The 15,293-nt window shown below is 68.6% G+C and carries 13 protein-coding genes and 1 pseudogene; 7 read left to right on the forward strand and 7 right to left on the reverse strand.

Annotated features, from left to right (window positions below; genetic code table 11):
* The first annotated feature begins 127 nt into the window (after positions 1–127).
* A complete protein-coding gene (gene putA / locus ACE37J_RS03785; RefSeq protein ID WP_409707263.1) occupies positions 128–3,682 on the forward strand; it encodes a bifunctional proline dehydrogenase/L-glutamate gamma-semialdehyde dehydrogenase PutA in 3,555 nt (1,184 codons plus the stop codon).
* 503 nt (positions 3,683–4,185) lie between these two features.
* Here the strand turns inward: putA and ACE37J_RS03790 are convergent.
* From ACE37J_RS03790 to ACE37J_RS03815, 6 genes are all read right to left on the reverse strand, one after another.
* A complete protein-coding gene (locus ACE37J_RS03790) occupies positions 4,186–4,944 on the reverse strand; it encodes an ABC transporter permease (protein WP_409707266.1) in 759 nt (252 codons plus the stop codon).
* Positions 4,941–5,657 (reverse strand): ABC transporter ATP-binding protein, encoded by a 717-nt coding sequence (locus tag ACE37J_RS03795; RefSeq protein WP_409707269.1) that lies wholly within the window; start codon positions 5,655–5,657, stop codon positions 4,941–4,943. The genes ACE37J_RS03790 and ACE37J_RS03795 overlap by 4 nt, the downstream gene beginning before the upstream one ends.
* Positions 5,658–5,722: 65 nt before the next feature.
* Positions 5,723–6,754, reverse strand: coding sequence for an ABC transporter substrate-binding protein (locus ACE37J_RS03800; RefSeq protein WP_409707272.1), 1,032 nt, complete (start codon positions 6,752–6,754; stop codon positions 5,723–5,725).
* A gap of 21 nt (positions 6,755–6,775) precedes the next feature.
* On the reverse strand, positions 6,776–7,213 hold the full coding sequence (locus tag ACE37J_RS03805) for a VOC family protein (protein ID WP_409707275.1): 438 nt from the start codon (positions 7,211–7,213) through the stop codon (positions 6,776–6,778).
* Positions 7,214–7,226: 13 nt separating this feature from the next.
* A complete protein-coding gene (locus tag ACE37J_RS03810; RefSeq protein WP_409707278.1) occupies positions 7,227–7,994 on the reverse strand; it encodes a FadR/GntR family transcriptional regulator in 768 nt (255 codons plus the stop codon).
* Positions 7,995–8,107: 113 nt separating this feature from the next.
* Positions 8,108–9,568, reverse strand: a complete 1,461-nt coding sequence (locus ACE37J_RS03815) for a 4-hydroxyphenylacetate 3-hydroxylase family protein (RefSeq protein WP_409707281.1) — start codon at positions 9,566–9,568, stop codon at positions 8,108–8,110.
* Positions 9,569–9,696: 128 nt separating this feature from the next.
* Between ACE37J_RS03815 and ACE37J_RS03820 the strand changes: the two genes are divergently transcribed.
* The 6 genes and pseudogenes from ACE37J_RS03820 to ACE37J_RS03845 all read left to right on the forward strand — a co-directional run bounded on the left by ACE37J_RS03820 (position 9,697) and on the right by ACE37J_RS03845 (position 14,619).
* Positions 9,697–10,602 (forward strand): polysaccharide deacetylase family protein, encoded by a 906-nt coding sequence (locus ACE37J_RS03820; RefSeq protein WP_409707284.1) that lies wholly within the window; start codon positions 9,697–9,699, stop codon positions 10,600–10,602.
* 3 nt (positions 10,603–10,605) lie between these two features.
* Positions 10,606–11,502: an NAD-dependent epimerase/dehydratase family protein gene (locus ACE37J_RS03825; protein ID WP_409707287.1), complete on the forward strand. Its 897-nt coding sequence runs from the start codon at positions 10,606–10,608 to the stop codon at positions 11,500–11,502.
* Positions 11,503–11,603: 101 nt separating this feature from the next.
* Positions 11,604–11,729, forward strand: a complete 126-nt coding sequence (locus ACE37J_RS03830) for a hypothetical protein (protein ID WP_409707290.1) — start codon at positions 11,604–11,606, stop codon at positions 11,727–11,729.
* 207 nt (positions 11,730–11,936) lie between these two features.
* Positions 11,937–12,794, forward strand: a complete 858-nt coding sequence (locus ACE37J_RS03835) for an ABC transporter substrate-binding protein (protein WP_409707293.1) — start codon at positions 11,937–11,939, stop codon at positions 12,792–12,794.
* A gap of 160 nt (positions 12,795–12,954) precedes the next feature.
* Positions 12,955–13,617, forward strand: a pseudogene (locus tag ACE37J_RS03840) (amino acid ABC transporter permease); the annotation flags it as partial.
* Positions 13,618–13,857: 240 nt separating this feature from the next.
* Positions 13,858–14,619, forward strand: a complete 762-nt coding sequence (locus tag ACE37J_RS03845; RefSeq protein WP_409707365.1) for an amino acid ABC transporter ATP-binding protein — start codon at positions 13,858–13,860, stop codon at positions 14,617–14,619.
* A 17-nt stretch (positions 14,620–14,636) separates the two neighbouring features.
* Here the strand turns inward: ACE37J_RS03845 and ACE37J_RS03850 are convergent, their stop codons facing one another.
* Positions 14,637–15,254 carry a cupin domain-containing protein gene (locus ACE37J_RS03850; protein WP_409707296.1) on the reverse strand — a complete coding sequence of 206 codons (618 nt, stop codon included), beginning with the start codon at positions 15,252–15,254 and terminating at the stop codon, positions 14,637–14,639.
* Positions 15,255–15,293: the final 39 nt, after the last annotated feature.

A 15,293-nucleotide genomic window follows, 5' to 3' on the forward strand; every position in this document is an offset into this window, starting at 1 on the left:
GGCCAGTCGTTCCATGATGCCGGGGCGGAATGCGATCTTTCGCTTCGCCCCGGCGCTGAATTCGGGACGGCGCCAGGGCGCCGGCGCTGCTATGTTGCGCCGGAAGCCCCCAATACGGACCCGCCCCATGACCGACCATCGCACCGCACTCCGCGCCGCCGAGAAGGCCGACGAGGCCGAACGCCTCGTCGCGCTGAAAGCGGAGGCCGCTCTCTCTCCGGAGGATCGCGCGGCGGTCGCCGGCCGGGCGGCCGATCTCGTGCGCGCCGTGCGGGGCGCCGCCTCGCCGGGGCTGATGGAGAGCTTCCTCGCGGAATACGGGCTCTCCACGGCGGAGGGCGTCGCGCTCATGTGCCTCGCGGAGGCGCTGCTGCGCGTGCCGGACGCGGAGACGATCGACGACCTGATCCGGGACAAGATCGCGCCGCATGACTGGGGCGCGCATGTGGGCGATTCCGGCTCGATCCTCGTCAACGCCTCGACCTGGGGATTGATGCTCACGGGACGGGTGCTGGAGGAGGAGGAGGGCGGCGTCGTCGGCGCTCTCCGCGGCATGGTGCGGCGGCTCGGCGAGCCGGTGATCCGCCGCGCCGTCGCCGCCGCGATGCGGGAGATGGGCTCGGCCTTCGTACTCGGGGAGACGATCCAGTCCGCCATGAAGCGCGGCGACGCGATGGTGGCGAAGGGCTACACCTATTCCTACGACATGCTCGGCGAGGCCGCGCGCACCATGGCGGACGCGGACCGCTACATGGCCGCCTATGAGGCGGCCATCGCCGCCATCGCCGGGCGGGCGAAAGCCGCCGACATCCGCGCCAATCCCGGCATCTCCGTGAAGCTCTCCGCCCTCCATCCGCGCTATGAGCGGCGGCAGAAGGCGGAGACGATGGGGGAGGTTGCGGAGCGGCTGCGGAAGCTCGCGCGGCTGGCGAAGGGCGCGCGGATCGGCCTCAACGTGGACGCGGAGGAGGTGGACCGGCTGGACCTCTCGCTGGACGTGATCGAGGCCGCGCTGTCTGACCCGTCGCTGGCGGGGTGGGAAGGGTTCGGCGTCGTCGTCCAGGCCTATCAGAAGCGGGCGCCCTTCGTGATCGACTGGCTGGATGCGCTCGCCGCCCGGCTCGACAGGAAGATCATGGTGCGGCTGGTGAAGGGCGCCTACTGGGACACCGAGATCAAGCGCGCGCAGGTTCTGGGGCTGGAGACCTATCCGGTCTTCACCCGCAAGGCGGCGACGGATGTGAGCTATCTCGCCTGCGCGCGGAAGCTCCTTGGCCTCCGGGCCCGCATCTATCCGCAGTTCGCGACGCACAATGCTCACAGCGCGGCGGCGATCCTCCACATGGCGGGGGGGCCGGACGACAGCTTCGAGTTCCAGCGCCTGCACGGCATGGGCGAGGCGCTGCATGAGGAATTGCGGAAGCGGAACGGCGCGCGGTGCCGCATCTATGCGCCGGTGGGCGCGCATGAGGACCTCCTCGCCTATCTCGTCCGCCGCCTCCTGGAGAACGGGGCGAATTCGAGCTTCGTGAACCAGATCGTGGATGAAAGCGTTCCGGCGGAGAAGGTCGCCGGCGACCCGTTCGCCGCGCTGGAGGGGCCGGGCGCGGCGCTTCCGAAGCCTGCGGATATCTTCCAGCCGGAGCGCGCCAATTCCCGCGGGTGGGACGCGGCGGCGGAGACGGATCTCGCCGGGCTCGACGCGGCGCGGGCGCCCTGGCGCGGGCGCGTCCGGGGCGCAGGGGCGGCTCAGGTTCGGAACCCGGCGACGGGGGCGCTTGTGGGGCTCCTGGACTGGTCCACGCCCGAGGACGTCTCCGCGGCGGTCGGAGCCGCGTTCGAGGCGGGCCGCGGCTGGGCGGGGGCGCCGGCGAAGGCGCGGGCGGCGGCGCTGCGTGAGGCGGCGGACCTTTTCGAAGAAGCGCATGGCGAGCTCTTCGCGCTCCTCGCCGCGGAGGCGGGCAAGACGCTGGACGACGCGATCGCGGAGCTGCGCGAGGCGGCGGATTTCCTTCGCTACTACGCCGGGCGGGCGGAGGACCTGCCGGGGGCGCCGCGGGGCGTGATCGCCTGCATCTCGCCGTGGAACTTCCCGCTCGCCATCTTCACCGGACAGATCGCCGCCGCGCTCGCCGCCGGAAACACGGTGGTCGCCAAGCCGGCGGAGCAGACGCCGCTGATCGCGGCGCGGGCCGTCGCGCTGCTGCATGAGGCGGGCGTGCCGGTGGATGCGCTGATCCTCGTTCAGGGCGCGGGCGATGTGGGCGCGGCGCTGACGCGCGATGCGCGGCTTTCCGGCGTGTGTTTCACCGGCTCCACCGAGGTTGCGAAGATCATCGACCGGACGCTGGCGGAGCATGCGCCGGAGGCGATGCTGATTGCGGAGACGGGCGGGCTCAACGCGATGATCGTGGACTCGACCGCGCTCCCCGAACAGGCGGTGCGGGACGTGGTGGCGAGCGCCTTCCAGAGCGCGGGGCAGCGCTGTTCCGCCCTCCGCATCCTCTATGTGCAGGAGGAGGTGGCGCCGAAGATCACGAAGATGCTCTTCGGCGCGATGGACGCGCTGCGGCTCGGCGACCCGGCGGAGCTTTCCACCGATGTCGGCCCGGTGATCGACGCCGAAGCGAAGGCGGGGATCGACGCCTATGTGGAGCAGGCCGCCGCCGAGGGGCGGCTGATGCACCGCGTCGCCGCCCCGGCGAAGGGGCTCTTCTGCGCCCCGGCCGCGATTCGCGTGAGCGGGATCGGGGAGATGGAGCGGGAGGTGTTCGGCCCCGTGCTCCACATCGCGACCTTCCCGGCGGAGGGGGGGGCGGAGGTCGTCCGCGCCGTGAACGCGAAGGGTTATGGGCTGACGATGGGGCTCCATACGCGGATCGACCGGCGGGTGCAGGAGGTGGTGGAGGCCGCGCATGTCGGCAATCTCTACGTCAACCGCAACCAGATCGGCGCCATCGTCGGCTCCCAGCCCTTCGGCGGCGAGGGGCTTTCGGGGACGGGGCCGAAGGCGGGCGGGCCGCTCTACCTGCCGCGCTTCCGCCGCCGGCCGGCGGCTTCCTTCGAAGGCGCCGAAGGGGGCGAGTTCGACGCGGCGGAGGCCGGCGCGCTGCTCTCCCGGCTCGCGCCCGGGCCCTGGGCGAAGCGGGGGGACCGGGTGGAGGCGCTGCGCGCGCTCCTCCGGGGACGCGCGGCGCGGGCCATGGCGGCGGCGGCGGCGCTCGACATGGGGCCTCTGGATCTGCCGGGGCCGACGGGGGAGTCGAACCGGCTCACGCTCGCGCCGCTCGGGCGCGTGCTGCTGATCGGCGGGGGGGAGGCGATGCTCGGCCACGCCGTTCAGGCGCTCCGCGCGGGGAACGCCGCGCTCGCCCTCGGGCCCGGGGCGCCGCGGCTCCTCGCCCCGCTGATGGGGTCGGGGGTTCCGCTCTTCGCGCTGGAGGGGGCGCCGGCGGGCGAGGCGCTGGAGGCCTTCCTCCGCGATGCGCCCTACGAGGCGCTGGCGCTCTCCGACCAGCGGCTGCTCGCGGCGGCGCGGATGGCGATGGCGGGGCGGGAGGGGCCGATCCTCCGCCTGATCGACGAGGAAATCGCGCCCGAACGCTTCATGGGCGAGCGGGCGCTCTCCATCGACACGACGGCGGCGGGGGGGAACGCGCAGCTTCTGGCGGCGGCTTCGTGACGGAGAGCGCCCTCTGAGGTTCGCTCTCCTCCGCCGCGCCGCGAGGCGCTGATCGAGTTCGCTGCGGCGAGATCGGCCTTCGGCCAGAACTCTACGAGGGCCGTGCGCCGCACGCGTTCGACCTTGCTGTTGCAATCCGGCGAGCGCGGGCGGATTGCACGGAACCTGATACTCCATGACCGCAGCCGGTCATGAACAGCGAAACCACGAAAGCCGCCTGATCATTTCCAGAGGCCATCCGGAAGATTGCGCCAGCTTGACGAAGGTGACCGGGCCGGTTCCGGGCCCTTCCTGCATCAAAGTCGAACACAACGGAGAAAGCCGCCCGCCGCCGGATCTGGAGAATGCTTTCGCCGGGCAAGTGGCGGAGGGTTTGGGCCTGCCGTCCAACCGCATCCAGCTTCGCGCCGCTGACAAAGAGCGCTTGCCGCGCCCCGCGACCTGCCTTCGGATCATCCTCGCGTCGCGCCGGGGAAGTGCGCGGCTTTCGACAGGTACAGGGCCTATGTAGCCCAGCGCAGCGATCGGCGCTCGATCGCCACCACGGCGGCGAAAAGGGAAAGCGAAAGCAGGGAAGAGAGAATGATCGCGGCGTAAAGGCGGTCCGACTGGTAGTTGAAGGTCGCCTGGATGATCAGCGCGCCGAGCCCCTTGTCGGCTCCAATCCATTCGCCGACGATCGCGCCGATGACGGCGGTGGCGGAGGCTATGCGGAGCGACGCGAAGAGCATCGGCAAGGATCGCGGGGCGCGGAGCCGCCAGAACACTTCCCATTTCGAGGCGGAGAGGATGCGGAAAAGCTCCCTCTCGTTCGCGGTCGGCGCGTCCAGCCCGCGGATCATGTTGATGAGTGTCGGAAAGTAACAGATGATCGCCGCGATGATGATCTTCGGGGTCATCCCGAGCCCGAAGATCAGAATGATCACCGGCGAAAGCGCCAGGATCGGAATCGTGTTGAAGAAGAGCGCGATGGGGAAATAGGCCGCGTTCATCACGCGCGAATGCACGAAGAGAATCGCCGTCAGGACCGCCGCAAGATTGCCGGCTACGAAGCCTGCGAGCGCCTCCACCGCCGTCGGCTTGAAATTCTCCCAGAGCATCGCGCTCTGCGTCTCGAACACGGCCAGAACCCGATCCGGCGGCGGCACGACATAGGCGGGAACGCCGGAGAGCGGCAGCCCCCAACGCCAGGCGGCGGCGACGGAGAGCGCGCCCAGAAGAGGGAGCAGCGCCCGCGCCCAGAGTGGAAGCTCCCGTTTCAAGAGACCGCACCGAGCGCGACGCGCAGCTCCGCTGCGGCGGCGACGAGCGCCGGATCGTCCCGCCCGGAAATCCCCGCCTTGGCGGCGCGGAGGTCCAGGTCGTGCACGATCCGGCCCGGATTGGCCGCGAGCACGATCACCCGTTCCCCCAGCCAGACCGCCTCTGCGATCGAATGCGTCACGAAGATCACGGTCGCGCCCGTCTTCCGCCAGATGGCAAGAAGTTCGTCGTTCAGTCTGTCCCGCGTGATCTCGTCGAGCGCGCCGAAGGGTTCGTCCATGAGGAGAAGGCGCGGCGCGCCCTGAAGCGCGCGCGCGATGGCGACCCGCTGACGCTGCCCGCCTGAAAGCTGATGCGGCAGTCGCTCGGCGAAGGCGGAAAGCCCCATCGTCTCCAGCAGCGAATCCGCCCGATCCGCGAGCCGCTCCGCCGGCGCGTCACCCGCGATGCGCGCCCGGCCGACGGAAAGCGGCAAGCGCACGTTCTCGCGGACAGTTCGCCAGGGTAGCAAGGTCGGGTCCTGGAAGACGAACCCGACATCCCGCCGCGCCCGCGCCGCCGCGGGCGCGCCGCCCAGCACTTCTATCGACCCGCCGAGCGGCGTCAGGAGGTCCGCCGCCACCCGGAGAAATGTCGACTTGCCGCAACCGGACGGGCCGATCACGCAAAGGAAAGCGCCGGCTTCGACATCAAGATCCAGCCCTTCGATCACCCGAGTAGGCCCGAGCCGGCCATCGTAGCCGACATCAAGCCCCCGCGCGCGGATCGCCCTCGGCGTCAGGCCGGCGCCCCAAGTTTCGGCCTCGCGTCCGCGTTCGCCTCCAGAACCGCGGTCGTGTAGCAATCCGCAGCGGCAGGGCGGCCCGAAGGATATTGGCCGACTTCGTCGAAGAGCGTTATCTGCCGCTCTATCGAGGCGGGGTCGAACCAGCCCCAGCCGTTTGCGGCCGTGTCCGCGTCGAAACTCAGCGAAAGGACGAGGTCGATGGTCTTCATCTCCCATTCGAGGCTGAGTTCGGGATGGGCGGCGACGGTCGTCTCCACCGCAGCCTGCGGATTGGCGTGGGTCCATCCCCAGCCCTTGCCGACAGCGCCGATGAACCGGGCGAGAAGATCCACATTTTCCGATGCGGCTTCGTCCGTCGCGAAATAGACGTTTGCGTAGCTCTCGAACCCGAGATCACGAACGAGAAGATCGACCCGTCCTTCCCCGATCACGCTCAGCGCCTGGGTGTTGGTGATCCAGCCGCCGATCGCGTCCACCTCGCCGAGGACGAGGGGTTGCTTGTCGAAGCCGACATTGACGAGCGTCAGATCGTTGATGTCGATGCCGTTCTTCGCCGCGATCGCGTCCATGATGAAGCGCGCGGTCGGCTGCACGCCGATCCGCAGCCCCTTCAGGTCGGCCGCCGAACGGAGCGGGGCGGCAGGCAGGGAGGCGAAGGCATAGGGGCCGGTGCGGAATCCGCAGGCGATGACCTTGACGGGCACGCCCGCGGCGCGCGCGGCGAAGAGCTGCGGCGTTTCGGAAAACTGGCCGAGTGCGGCGGCGCCGGAGACGACAGGGGGCACGGTTGCGGAATTCGGGCCGCCGGGGGAGAACTCGACGGCGATCCCGGCCTCTTCGAAATAGCCCTGGGCCACGGCGACGACATCGCCGATCTGACCATTGGAGATCAGCCAGTCATACTTGATGACGACCGTGTCGGCCGCATGCCCGCGCCCCGCGAAGAGCGCCATGCCGGGGGCAAGCGCCGCCAGCGCGGCGCCCTTCTTCAGCAGTTCCCGGCGGTTCGTTGTGAATGCCATGCTCGCCTCCCTCTCTCGCCCTCAGGCGTTCTCCTCATGGTAGTCTCCGGGGCCTGCGCCGATCCAGGCGTAGATCTCCCACAATGTTCCGTCGGGGTCGTGGAAATAGGCGCAGCGCGCATTCCACACGTAGTCCTCCGGAGGACCCGTGAAGGGCACGCCGGCGGCTGAAAGCTCGGCGTGCCAACGGTCCACCGCCTGCGCATCCGGCAGATTGACGGCGATGCAGGCCTTGTGCGCCATCTTCGGCGCCCGCTCGGTCGAGACGCCGCAATGCGCGCCGATATGGTCGATCTCCCACGCCGCGAGCGTCAGCCCGGCGCCGTGAAAGTCCGCGAAGCCCTCGGCCTTGCGCCGGAGGCGGAAGCCGAGCTTTTCGACATAGAAGGCGACGGTCCTGTCGATGTCCTCGACGAGGATGCAGATATCGGAGATCGGTTGGGTCTGGCCGAATTTCATCGCGCCGCCTTTCTCATCGTTTCAAGGTGACGCCGACGCGCGCGGCGGCGCCAACGAGATGGGCTCGCATCGCCGCTTCCGCTTCGTCCGGCGCGCCGGAGCGGAGGGCGGCGTAGATCTTGTCATGTTCGCCGAGATTGACGTCGACAAGGTCCGCGATCGGGTTGATCGCGCGAGCGTGGCGGATCGAGCCGCGGATCCGTTCGCAGATGAACGAGACGAACGTTTCGATGAAGGCGTTGCCCGTCGCCGCGGCGATTTCCCTGTGGAAGACAAGGTCGGCGTCAATGGAGCCTTCTTCCCACCGTTCTTCGCCCCTCATTCGCTCCAGCGCCGCTCCGATCCGTTCGAGATGCGCGTCAGTGCGGCGCGCTGCGGCGAGACGGGCGGCCTCCGTTTCGAGGATCGCGCGCAACTCGAAAAGCTGCGCCATGCCTTCTCCGCCGAGTGTGGTGGCGTCTATCCTGATCGCGAGCCGGCGTTCCGGAGCGAGGACGAAGGAGCCGACGCCCTGCCGCGCGTCCACGAGCCCGTCCGCCCTCAACCTCGCCACGGCTTCACGCACCACATTGCGGGAGACGCCGAACAATGCGGCCAGCTTCTGTTCCGTCGGGAGCCGTGTTCCCGGCGCGATGGCGCCTTCGGAGATGCGCCGGCTCAACATCGCCGCCACTCGGTCAGGCAAGAGCGCCGCCGACAGCGGCGTTTCATTTCCCGGCCAGTCATCTGACGATGCGTCCGCTATTTCGACCACCTCCATGTTGTAGGATGATGCGATCATGTGGTGATCTGGGTCAATCTCAAATGCGCGCGTGGCGGTGTTCGGCGCTCTTGTCGATATGCTCGCAAGAAGGTCGCGGCGATGTGCGCAGCAGCAGACTCGCCCCGTCTCGTCTAGCTGGCCGGGCGTTGGGACCCGGCAAGGGCGCGACTGACCATATCGGAGCCATTGGCCCAGTCGTGAAGGCGCCAGACATGGGCGTGGTTCACGTAGGCCGCGCCGCCGTAAAACATCTCATACTGTGTGTGCCGCGAGCCGAACTCGGACCCGACCGCGTCCCAGGCCAGTTTCATCAGCGCGACGCGGTCGCGCGCGTCGGTTACGGGCGAGACCTGCGTCTCTTCGATGATGGGTCCGAGCTCTGGGTCGTCGAAGTCCCGGAGGGACGAGGGCAGCATGATGACCCCGCCGCCGGCGATCTCCCGCAGGATCTGAACAGCCTGGGGATAGAGCTCCTGCGTGAAGGTCTGCGCGGCGTAGAGGAGCGGCGCGGAGGGAACGAAATGGCCGCCGACCCCGCGCCCCTCGGCCTCCATTCCCGAGACCATGCCCTCGACCATCCCGGCCATTGCCGCGAGACGCCCGAGGGCGCTGCGCACCTGCGGGATGCGGTCAGCCCCGTTCACTTCGGCGATGCGGCGCCCGAGTCCGGCGAGAAACCGCATCTTCACCATCAGGCGTATCTGGGACTGGTAGTTCTGGAACACGTGCGCAGGCGTGTCGTGCCACTGGGCCCGGGCGATGTCGGTGTCCCGGTAGACGAAGACCCGTTCCCACGGGACCAGTACGCCCTCGAAATGGACGACGGCGTCGTTCTCGTCGAACCGGGCCGACAGCGGGCAGTCGAAGGCCGAGACCGCCGCCCGCTCATAGGACCGACGCGACAGCAGCCGCAGGCAGGGCGTCGCGACCGGAACCGCGAAACTCAGGGCGTAGGCCTCCTCGCCCGGCGCCAGCGGCTGTATGTGCCCGACAAGGATTTCGTCGGCCATCACCGCCGCTGTGCCGAGCATCTTCGCTCCCCGCACGACTATCCCGGCGTCGGTCTCGCGCTCGACATGCAGGACGAGGTCTCGCCGCTGGCCGGAGGCCGAGGCCGACTTGTCCGCCTGCGGATTCTGGATCACGTAGCTGACGAAGAGGTCCTCCGCGCGCGCACGAGCGAAATAGGCGGCCAACGCCGCCGCGCGCTCGGCTCCGCCGCGTGCGAAGACATCGAGCGCCATGACCATGCCGCCGAGCGAGCTCGCGACATGGTCCGGCGAGCGGCCGAGAAAGCCGAAGTTCAGCGCCGACCAGGCGGCGATGGCCTGACGGCGGCGCACAAGATCGGAATGGCTGTGCGGCAGATCCCAGGCGCGGTTCACGCGCCGGTCGGGCGCTCCCGGGCAGGGAAACGTCATCAGTTCAAGCTGCGCGGGCGAGGCCTGGAAATCATACATCGCCGCGAACGAGGCAACTGTATTCCGGAACGCCGGGTGGTTCGCGACATCGCTCACGCGCTCGCCATCGATGTGCACGGCGCGGTCGTCGCGGAGAGCCGCGAGATAGTCCTGTCCCCGGCGAACTTTCATGGGTGGAGGCTCTCCTCGATGCGGCCCGTTCACAGGGTTAGCAATCGGATTGCTCCGGAGTCAAATGGCTTGCATGACTACTGTGGAGATGGGATCATTCCGGCTGATGGCGTGTTCACGAGGCTTCGATGATCGATGACCGAGACTATATCGGCTACGGGTCGAGGCCGCCGCAGGCGCAGTGGCCCGGGGGCGCGCGCCTCGCGCTGAACATCAACCTCAATGTGGAGGGCGGTGGCGAGCGCTCGATCCTCGACGGGGACGGCGAGTCCGAGGGCCTGCTGAACGATATCGGCCAGCCGGCGCTGCCGGGGCTGCGGAGCATGCTGGCGGAGTCGGTGTTCGAATACGGGCCTCGTGTGGGCGCCTGGCGGCTGCTTGAGCTTTTCCGGGCCTTCAGGGTCAAGGTCAGCGTTCTGGCGGTGGCCGCGGCGGCCGAACGCACGCCAGACCTCATCCGCGCCTTCGCGGCCGAGGGGCACGAGATCGTCAGCCATCACTTTCGCTGGCTCGACTACCAGCGCGTAACCGAGTCGGTGGAGCGCGAACATGTTGCGCGCGCCTTCGAGACGTTGACCCGCGTCGTCGGGCGCCGCCCCGTCGGCTGGATGACCGGGCGGCCGAGCGCGAGCACAAGGCGGCTGATCGTAGAGGCGGGCGGGTTGCTCTACGACCGCGACTCCCTGAACGACGAACTGCCATACTGGCGCGTCGTGGCCGGCCGGCCGCACCTGGTGGTCCCCTATTCCTTTGAGACCAACGACAACCGCTTCGACGGGAACGTGGGCTTCTCGACCGCTGACGACTTCGCCGGCTACATGATCGACACATTCGAAGAGTTGCTCGCCGAAGGCGCCCACACGCCGCGGATGATGTCGCTGGCGCTGCATGACCGACTGATAGGGCGGCCCGGGCGGATCGCCGGGCTGCGACGTTTTCTTGCCCACGCGACGGCGCGGCAGGGGGTCTGGGTCGCTACTGGCCAAGAGATCGCGGAGCATTGGATCCGTACGCATCCATTCTGCGAGGCGTGACCCTTGGCGCGCGTACTCGTGACCGGCGCGGCCGGTTTTGTGGGGAGGGCGGTCGTCAAGCGGCTGCGGGCGGCGGGGCATGAGGTGCGCGGCTCGGATCTCGCGGGGGGCGCAGAGGTTGCTGCCGTTGACTTGCGCGACCGGGCGGCGGTCGCTGCGTGGGTGGACGAGGCGCCGGTCGACCTCACGATCCACGCCGGCGCCGTCTCGGGGCCGATGGCGGTGGGGGCGGACCTTGCCGGAACCTTCGACGTCAATCTGGGCGGTTCCGTCAACCTGCTTGCGGCCCTCCGGGGCGGCCGGCTTGTCCATATCTCGTCGAACGCGGTCTATCTGGGCCCGGGCGCGCCGGACGGCCTCGCCGAGACCGCGCCGGTTGGGTCCGACGAACCATATGGCGCAAGCAAGGTGGCGGCCGAGGCGGCGGTCGCGGCATGGGTCGGCGCCGCGGGGCTCTCGGCCGTGGTGCTTCGGGCGTCCTCGGTCTACGGGCCCGGCCGGCGCACCGCTCATCTCATGCGCAGGCTGAGCCACGCCGCAGCGACGGGGGCCGTGGCTGACGTGAGCGGTCCGGAAGGCAACCTGCGCCAGTTCCTGCATGTTGAGGACCTGACCGCTGCGATCGAGCTGGCGGCGGGTCTGGTTCTTGCGATGCCTCCGGGTCGGCTCGAAACCTTCAATATCGCCGGCGATGAATGGGTTGCGGAGTCTCGCATCGCCGACCTCGCCGAGTCTCACCTGCCGGGACTTCGCGTGCGCCGGACGCCCCCGCCCCGAAGGCCTGACGAAGGCCCCGGCGGGCGTCTCGACTGTCGTCGCGCTGCGGATCGGCTGGGCTGGAGGCCGCGCATCGCGCTTGAGGACGGCCTCGCTTCGCTGTTCTCGGCCGAGCGTTCCTAGGCTCCCGGCGTCGAGACATACGCCGGAGACGCCCGCCCTTCGCGCGATGGGCGATTTCCTGCCCGCCCCCGCAAAGCGCTCCGGCGCAGCCGGATGCCCGCATGGTGACCAACCTGCCTCGGATGGGCGAATACCGCGCATCGTCTGGTGGGCTGCTGGAGGCGAAGGCTGCAAATGCGCAGATACTGAAATCAATGAACGCCTGTAATTTAGGCGAATTTGATTGAGTGCTGCCTCTTTGGTCAACGAACCTGCGCCTCGGCGTTGCGCCAATGTGTCGTCGGGCAAGGCGCGCCACGCATCCTGAAGGACAAGTCACGTGGCACGAAACTTGCTTTGATGAAACGAAAGTGACTTGCGTCTGCTGCAACGCGGGCGCTTTCGGACTCGATGCAACCGATCAACAGGGGCCTCCCGGGGCCGAGGAGGCAGACATGAACAGAACGACCGGTCTCTTGGCTGGGGTCATGGCGACGACGCTCGCCGCCATTGCGGCGCCGGCGTTTGCGCAGACTTGCGAACCAGCGCGCTTGGCGGAGAAGTATCCCGGCCTCGCCGGCAAGACCCTGCGCATCGGCGCCGACCCGCAAACACCGCCTTACGTGATGCGCGAAGACGGCAACTTCGAGAACGTGATCGGGGTGGACGCGGACCTGGCGCGCGCGGTTTTCGATTGCCACGGCATCGACTACGAATTCTTCCTCGGCGGTTGGTCCGGCCTTCTGCCGGCTGTGATCGCCGGTCAGATCGACGTGATGTGGAACAACCTCTACTACACCGCCGAGCGCGCAAAGCAGGTCGACTACGTGATTTACATGCAGGCGGGCACCGGCGCGATGGCGCGCGCCGGCAACCCGACTGGAGCCGAGGGCATCGACCAGCTCTGCGGGCTGAATGTCGGCGTCGGCCTCGGCACGGTCGAGGAGGCGGCGATGAGGACGGAGACCGCCGCCTGCGCCGCCGCCGGCAAGCCGGAGATCAATGTCTTCACCTTCCCTGACGTTGGCACCGGGGCGCGACTTCTGGATTCGGGCCGCGCCGACATCCTGCTCTGGGACCTCGCATTCGTGGACGCCCGCGTGAAGGAGAGCCCTGAGAAGTACTCGCGCGCCTTCCTGATCCTGTCGGGCTTCCAGATCGGCGCGGGCGTGCGAAACGGCAACGACGAGCTTTTGGCAGCCGTCCGTGAAGGCCTCGAGATCGTCGAGGCCAACGGCCGGCGGGACGAGATCTTCCAGGCCTACAGCGTCGATGTCGAGCTGGGCCTGCCCGCCGCCGTCAAGACCGACTGACGCCTTCGACCCTATGAACACCTCCTCCGGCCGTGGCCCGGTCGCCGCATTCTGCGCACTTCTGTTCCTCGCCTTCGCGACGACAATGGTGCTGGACATGACCGCGGACGCCCAGACCCTGGAGCAATCGACGCTTGAGGCCTTGGCCGGCGGCGCCGCGATGACAGGGGCCGGGCCGGAGGAGGTTCGCTTTCCGTGGCTCGCCGATTTCCTTGGCTACTTCACCTCAGCGTTCCTTTGGGAGGGGGCGTGGCTGGCGGTGAAGATCACCGCGCTGTCGATGAGCCTGGGCCTTGTCCTCGGATTGGGGCTGGCGCTGATGCGCCTGTCGGGGGTCTGGCCGGTTCAGGCCGTGGCATGGCTCTACATCTGGGTTATGCGCGGCACGCCTCAGCTGCTTCAGTTGATCTTCATCTTTGATGCGCTGCCCTTCATCGGCATCCGGCTGGACAGCTTCACCACCGCGGTCATCGGCTTCTCGCTCAACCAGGCGGCGTTCAGCGCAGAGATCATCCGGGGCGGCATCCTGTCGGTCAATCGCAACCAGACGGTCGCCGCCGACGCCCTGGGGATGCCGCCCTTCCTCACCTTGCGGCGGATCATCCTGCCGCAGGCAATGCGCGCCATCCTGCCGGGAACATTCAACGACATGATCGGGATGATCAAGCTCACGTCGATCGCCTCGGTGATCTTCGTGAACGAGCTGACCTTCCGGTCGCAGCAGATCGTCGGACAGAACTTCAAGTTCTTCGAAGTGTTCGCGGCGGCGGCGGCGATCTACCTCCTGCTGACCAGCGTGATCTCCATTGCGCAGATCGCGCTCGAACGCCGGTTCGACCTCGAACGGGAGCCTGTCGCCCCGGGCCAGGGCCCGATCCGCCGGATGTTCGGGTTCGACTTCCGCCGGCCCGGGCCGCTGCGCGAGGCGGCGCCTTCCTTGCCGCCCGTCCCCGCCGCTGCGGCGACGCCAGGCGTCGCAGTCGATCCCGGGCTGCAGGACGCCGGCTGGCTCCGCGCGCTGATCGAGCACGGGGCCGCGGATGCGGGCGGCCCGGAACGGTTCGTGGTCTGCCGCAACGTGCAGAAAGCCTACGGCGCGCGCGACGTTCTGGTGAGCATCGACCTCGAGGTTTCCCGCGGCGAGGTGGTGGCGATCCTCGGGCCGTCCGGCTCGGGGAAGAGCACGTTGCTGCGGATGATCAACCACCTCGAGTCGATGGACGCGGGCGAGATCACGGTGGACGGCCGTCATGTCGGCTATCGCAAGGTGCACGGCGGCCTCCGGCCGACCCGTCGGCTTTCGGCGGCCCGGGCAGAGGCGCGCGTCGGCATGGTTTTCCAGCACTTCAACCTCTTCAACCACCTGTCCGCGCTCCAGAACATCGCCGAGGCGCCGATCCGCGTCTTCGGGAAGCCGAAGGCGGAGGCGGAGGCGACGGCCCGCCGGCTGCTCGGGCTGGTGGGGCTTTCCCATCACGCCGACACGCTGCCGCACCGGCTCTCGGGCGGCCAGCAGCAAAGGGTGGCGATCGCGCGGGCGCTGGCCACTTCGCCACGGCTGATGCTGTTTGACGAGCCGACCTCCGCGCTGGACCCGGAGCTGGTGGGCGACGTGCTGGCCGTGATGCGGCGGCTGGCCGAGGCCGGCATGACCATGCTGATCGTCACTCACGAGATCCGGTTCGCTCGGGAGGTCGCTGACCGTGTGGTGTTCATGGATGAAGGCGTGATCGTCGAGCAGGGGCCGGCCCGCGAGGTGATCGACACGCCGAAGAAGGAGCGCACGATCCGGTTCCTGCGCCAGGTGGCGCGCGAAGATGTCTGACCTTCACGGGGATGCGGTCAGAAGGTCGGCGGCGTGTTGATCCAGAGCACGAGGCAGCCGTCGAATCCGGAGGCGCGGTAGCTGTGGGGCACGTCCGAGCAGAAGAAGAAGCTGTCGCCGGCCTCGACATGGTGGCTTTGCCCGTCCACCACCAGTTCGAGCGCGCCTTCGAGGACGTAGCCGACTTCCTCGCCTTCGTGCTCGAAGGGGCCGCACGGGGCGCCGCCGGCGGGCAGACGGATCAGAAGCCCCTCGAGCCTCCGGCTTTCCGCGAAGGGAATCAGGCTGTCCGCGACGCTCCCGTCGCCCTCTATTCCCTCCGAACGGACGTAGCGGGGGCGGGCGCCGGGGCGGTAGACCGTGCAAGGTTCATTCGTGGGAGGCGTCAGCAGGGCAGCGACGTTGATCTCGAGGGCGCGCGCGACACGGTGAAGCGTGGTCAGCGAGGGCATGACGATGCCGTTCTCGACGCGCGAGAGCAGGCTCTCGGAGCAGCCCGCCCGGGCGGCGAGATCCTTCAGGCGAAGTCTCTTGAGCCTTCGGAAGGCGCGGAGGCGCTTGCCGAGTGCGCGAAGCTCCTCAGCCTGCTCGTCAATGGCGCCAGGGTCAGCGGGTGTGTGAGACTCGGATTCCACCAATGTCTTTTTCTCGGCTTGGTCGCGATCATGCCGCCG

This window comes from Pikeienuella sp. (assembly GCF_046290545.1).
Lineage (GTDB): Bacteria > Pseudomonadota > Alphaproteobacteria > Rhodobacterales > Rhodobacteraceae > Pikeienuella.

Excerpts from the sequence above, each read along its gene's own strand:
- putA (WP_409707263.1), top strand. The coding sequence starts at position 128 with ATGACCGACCATCGCACCGCACTCCGCGCCGCCGAGAAGGCCGACGAG.
- ACE37J_RS03800 (WP_409707272.1), bottom strand. The coding sequence starts at position 6,754 with ATGGCATTCACAACGAACCGCCGGGAACTGCTGAAGAAGGGCGCCGCG.
- ACE37J_RS03805 (WP_409707275.1), bottom strand. The coding sequence starts at position 7,213 with ATGAAATTCGGCCAGACCCAACCGATCTCCGATATCTGCATCCTCGTC.
- ACE37J_RS03810 (WP_409707278.1), bottom strand. The coding sequence starts at position 7,994 with ATGATCGCATCATCCTACAACATGGAGGTGGTCGAAATAGCGGACGCA.
- ACE37J_RS03815 (WP_409707281.1), bottom strand. The coding sequence starts at position 9,568 with ATGAAAGTTCGCCGGGGACAGGACTATCTCGCGGCTCTCCGCGACGAC.
- ACE37J_RS03820 (WP_409707284.1), top strand. The coding sequence starts at position 9,697 with ATGATCGATGACCGAGACTATATCGGCTACGGGTCGAGGCCGCCGCAG.
- ACE37J_RS03830 (WP_409707290.1), top strand. The coding sequence starts at position 11,604 with ATGGTGACCAACCTGCCTCGGATGGGCGAATACCGCGCATCGTCTGGT.
- ACE37J_RS03835 (WP_409707293.1), top strand. The coding sequence starts at position 11,937 with ATGAACAGAACGACCGGTCTCTTGGCTGGGGTCATGGCGACGACGCTC.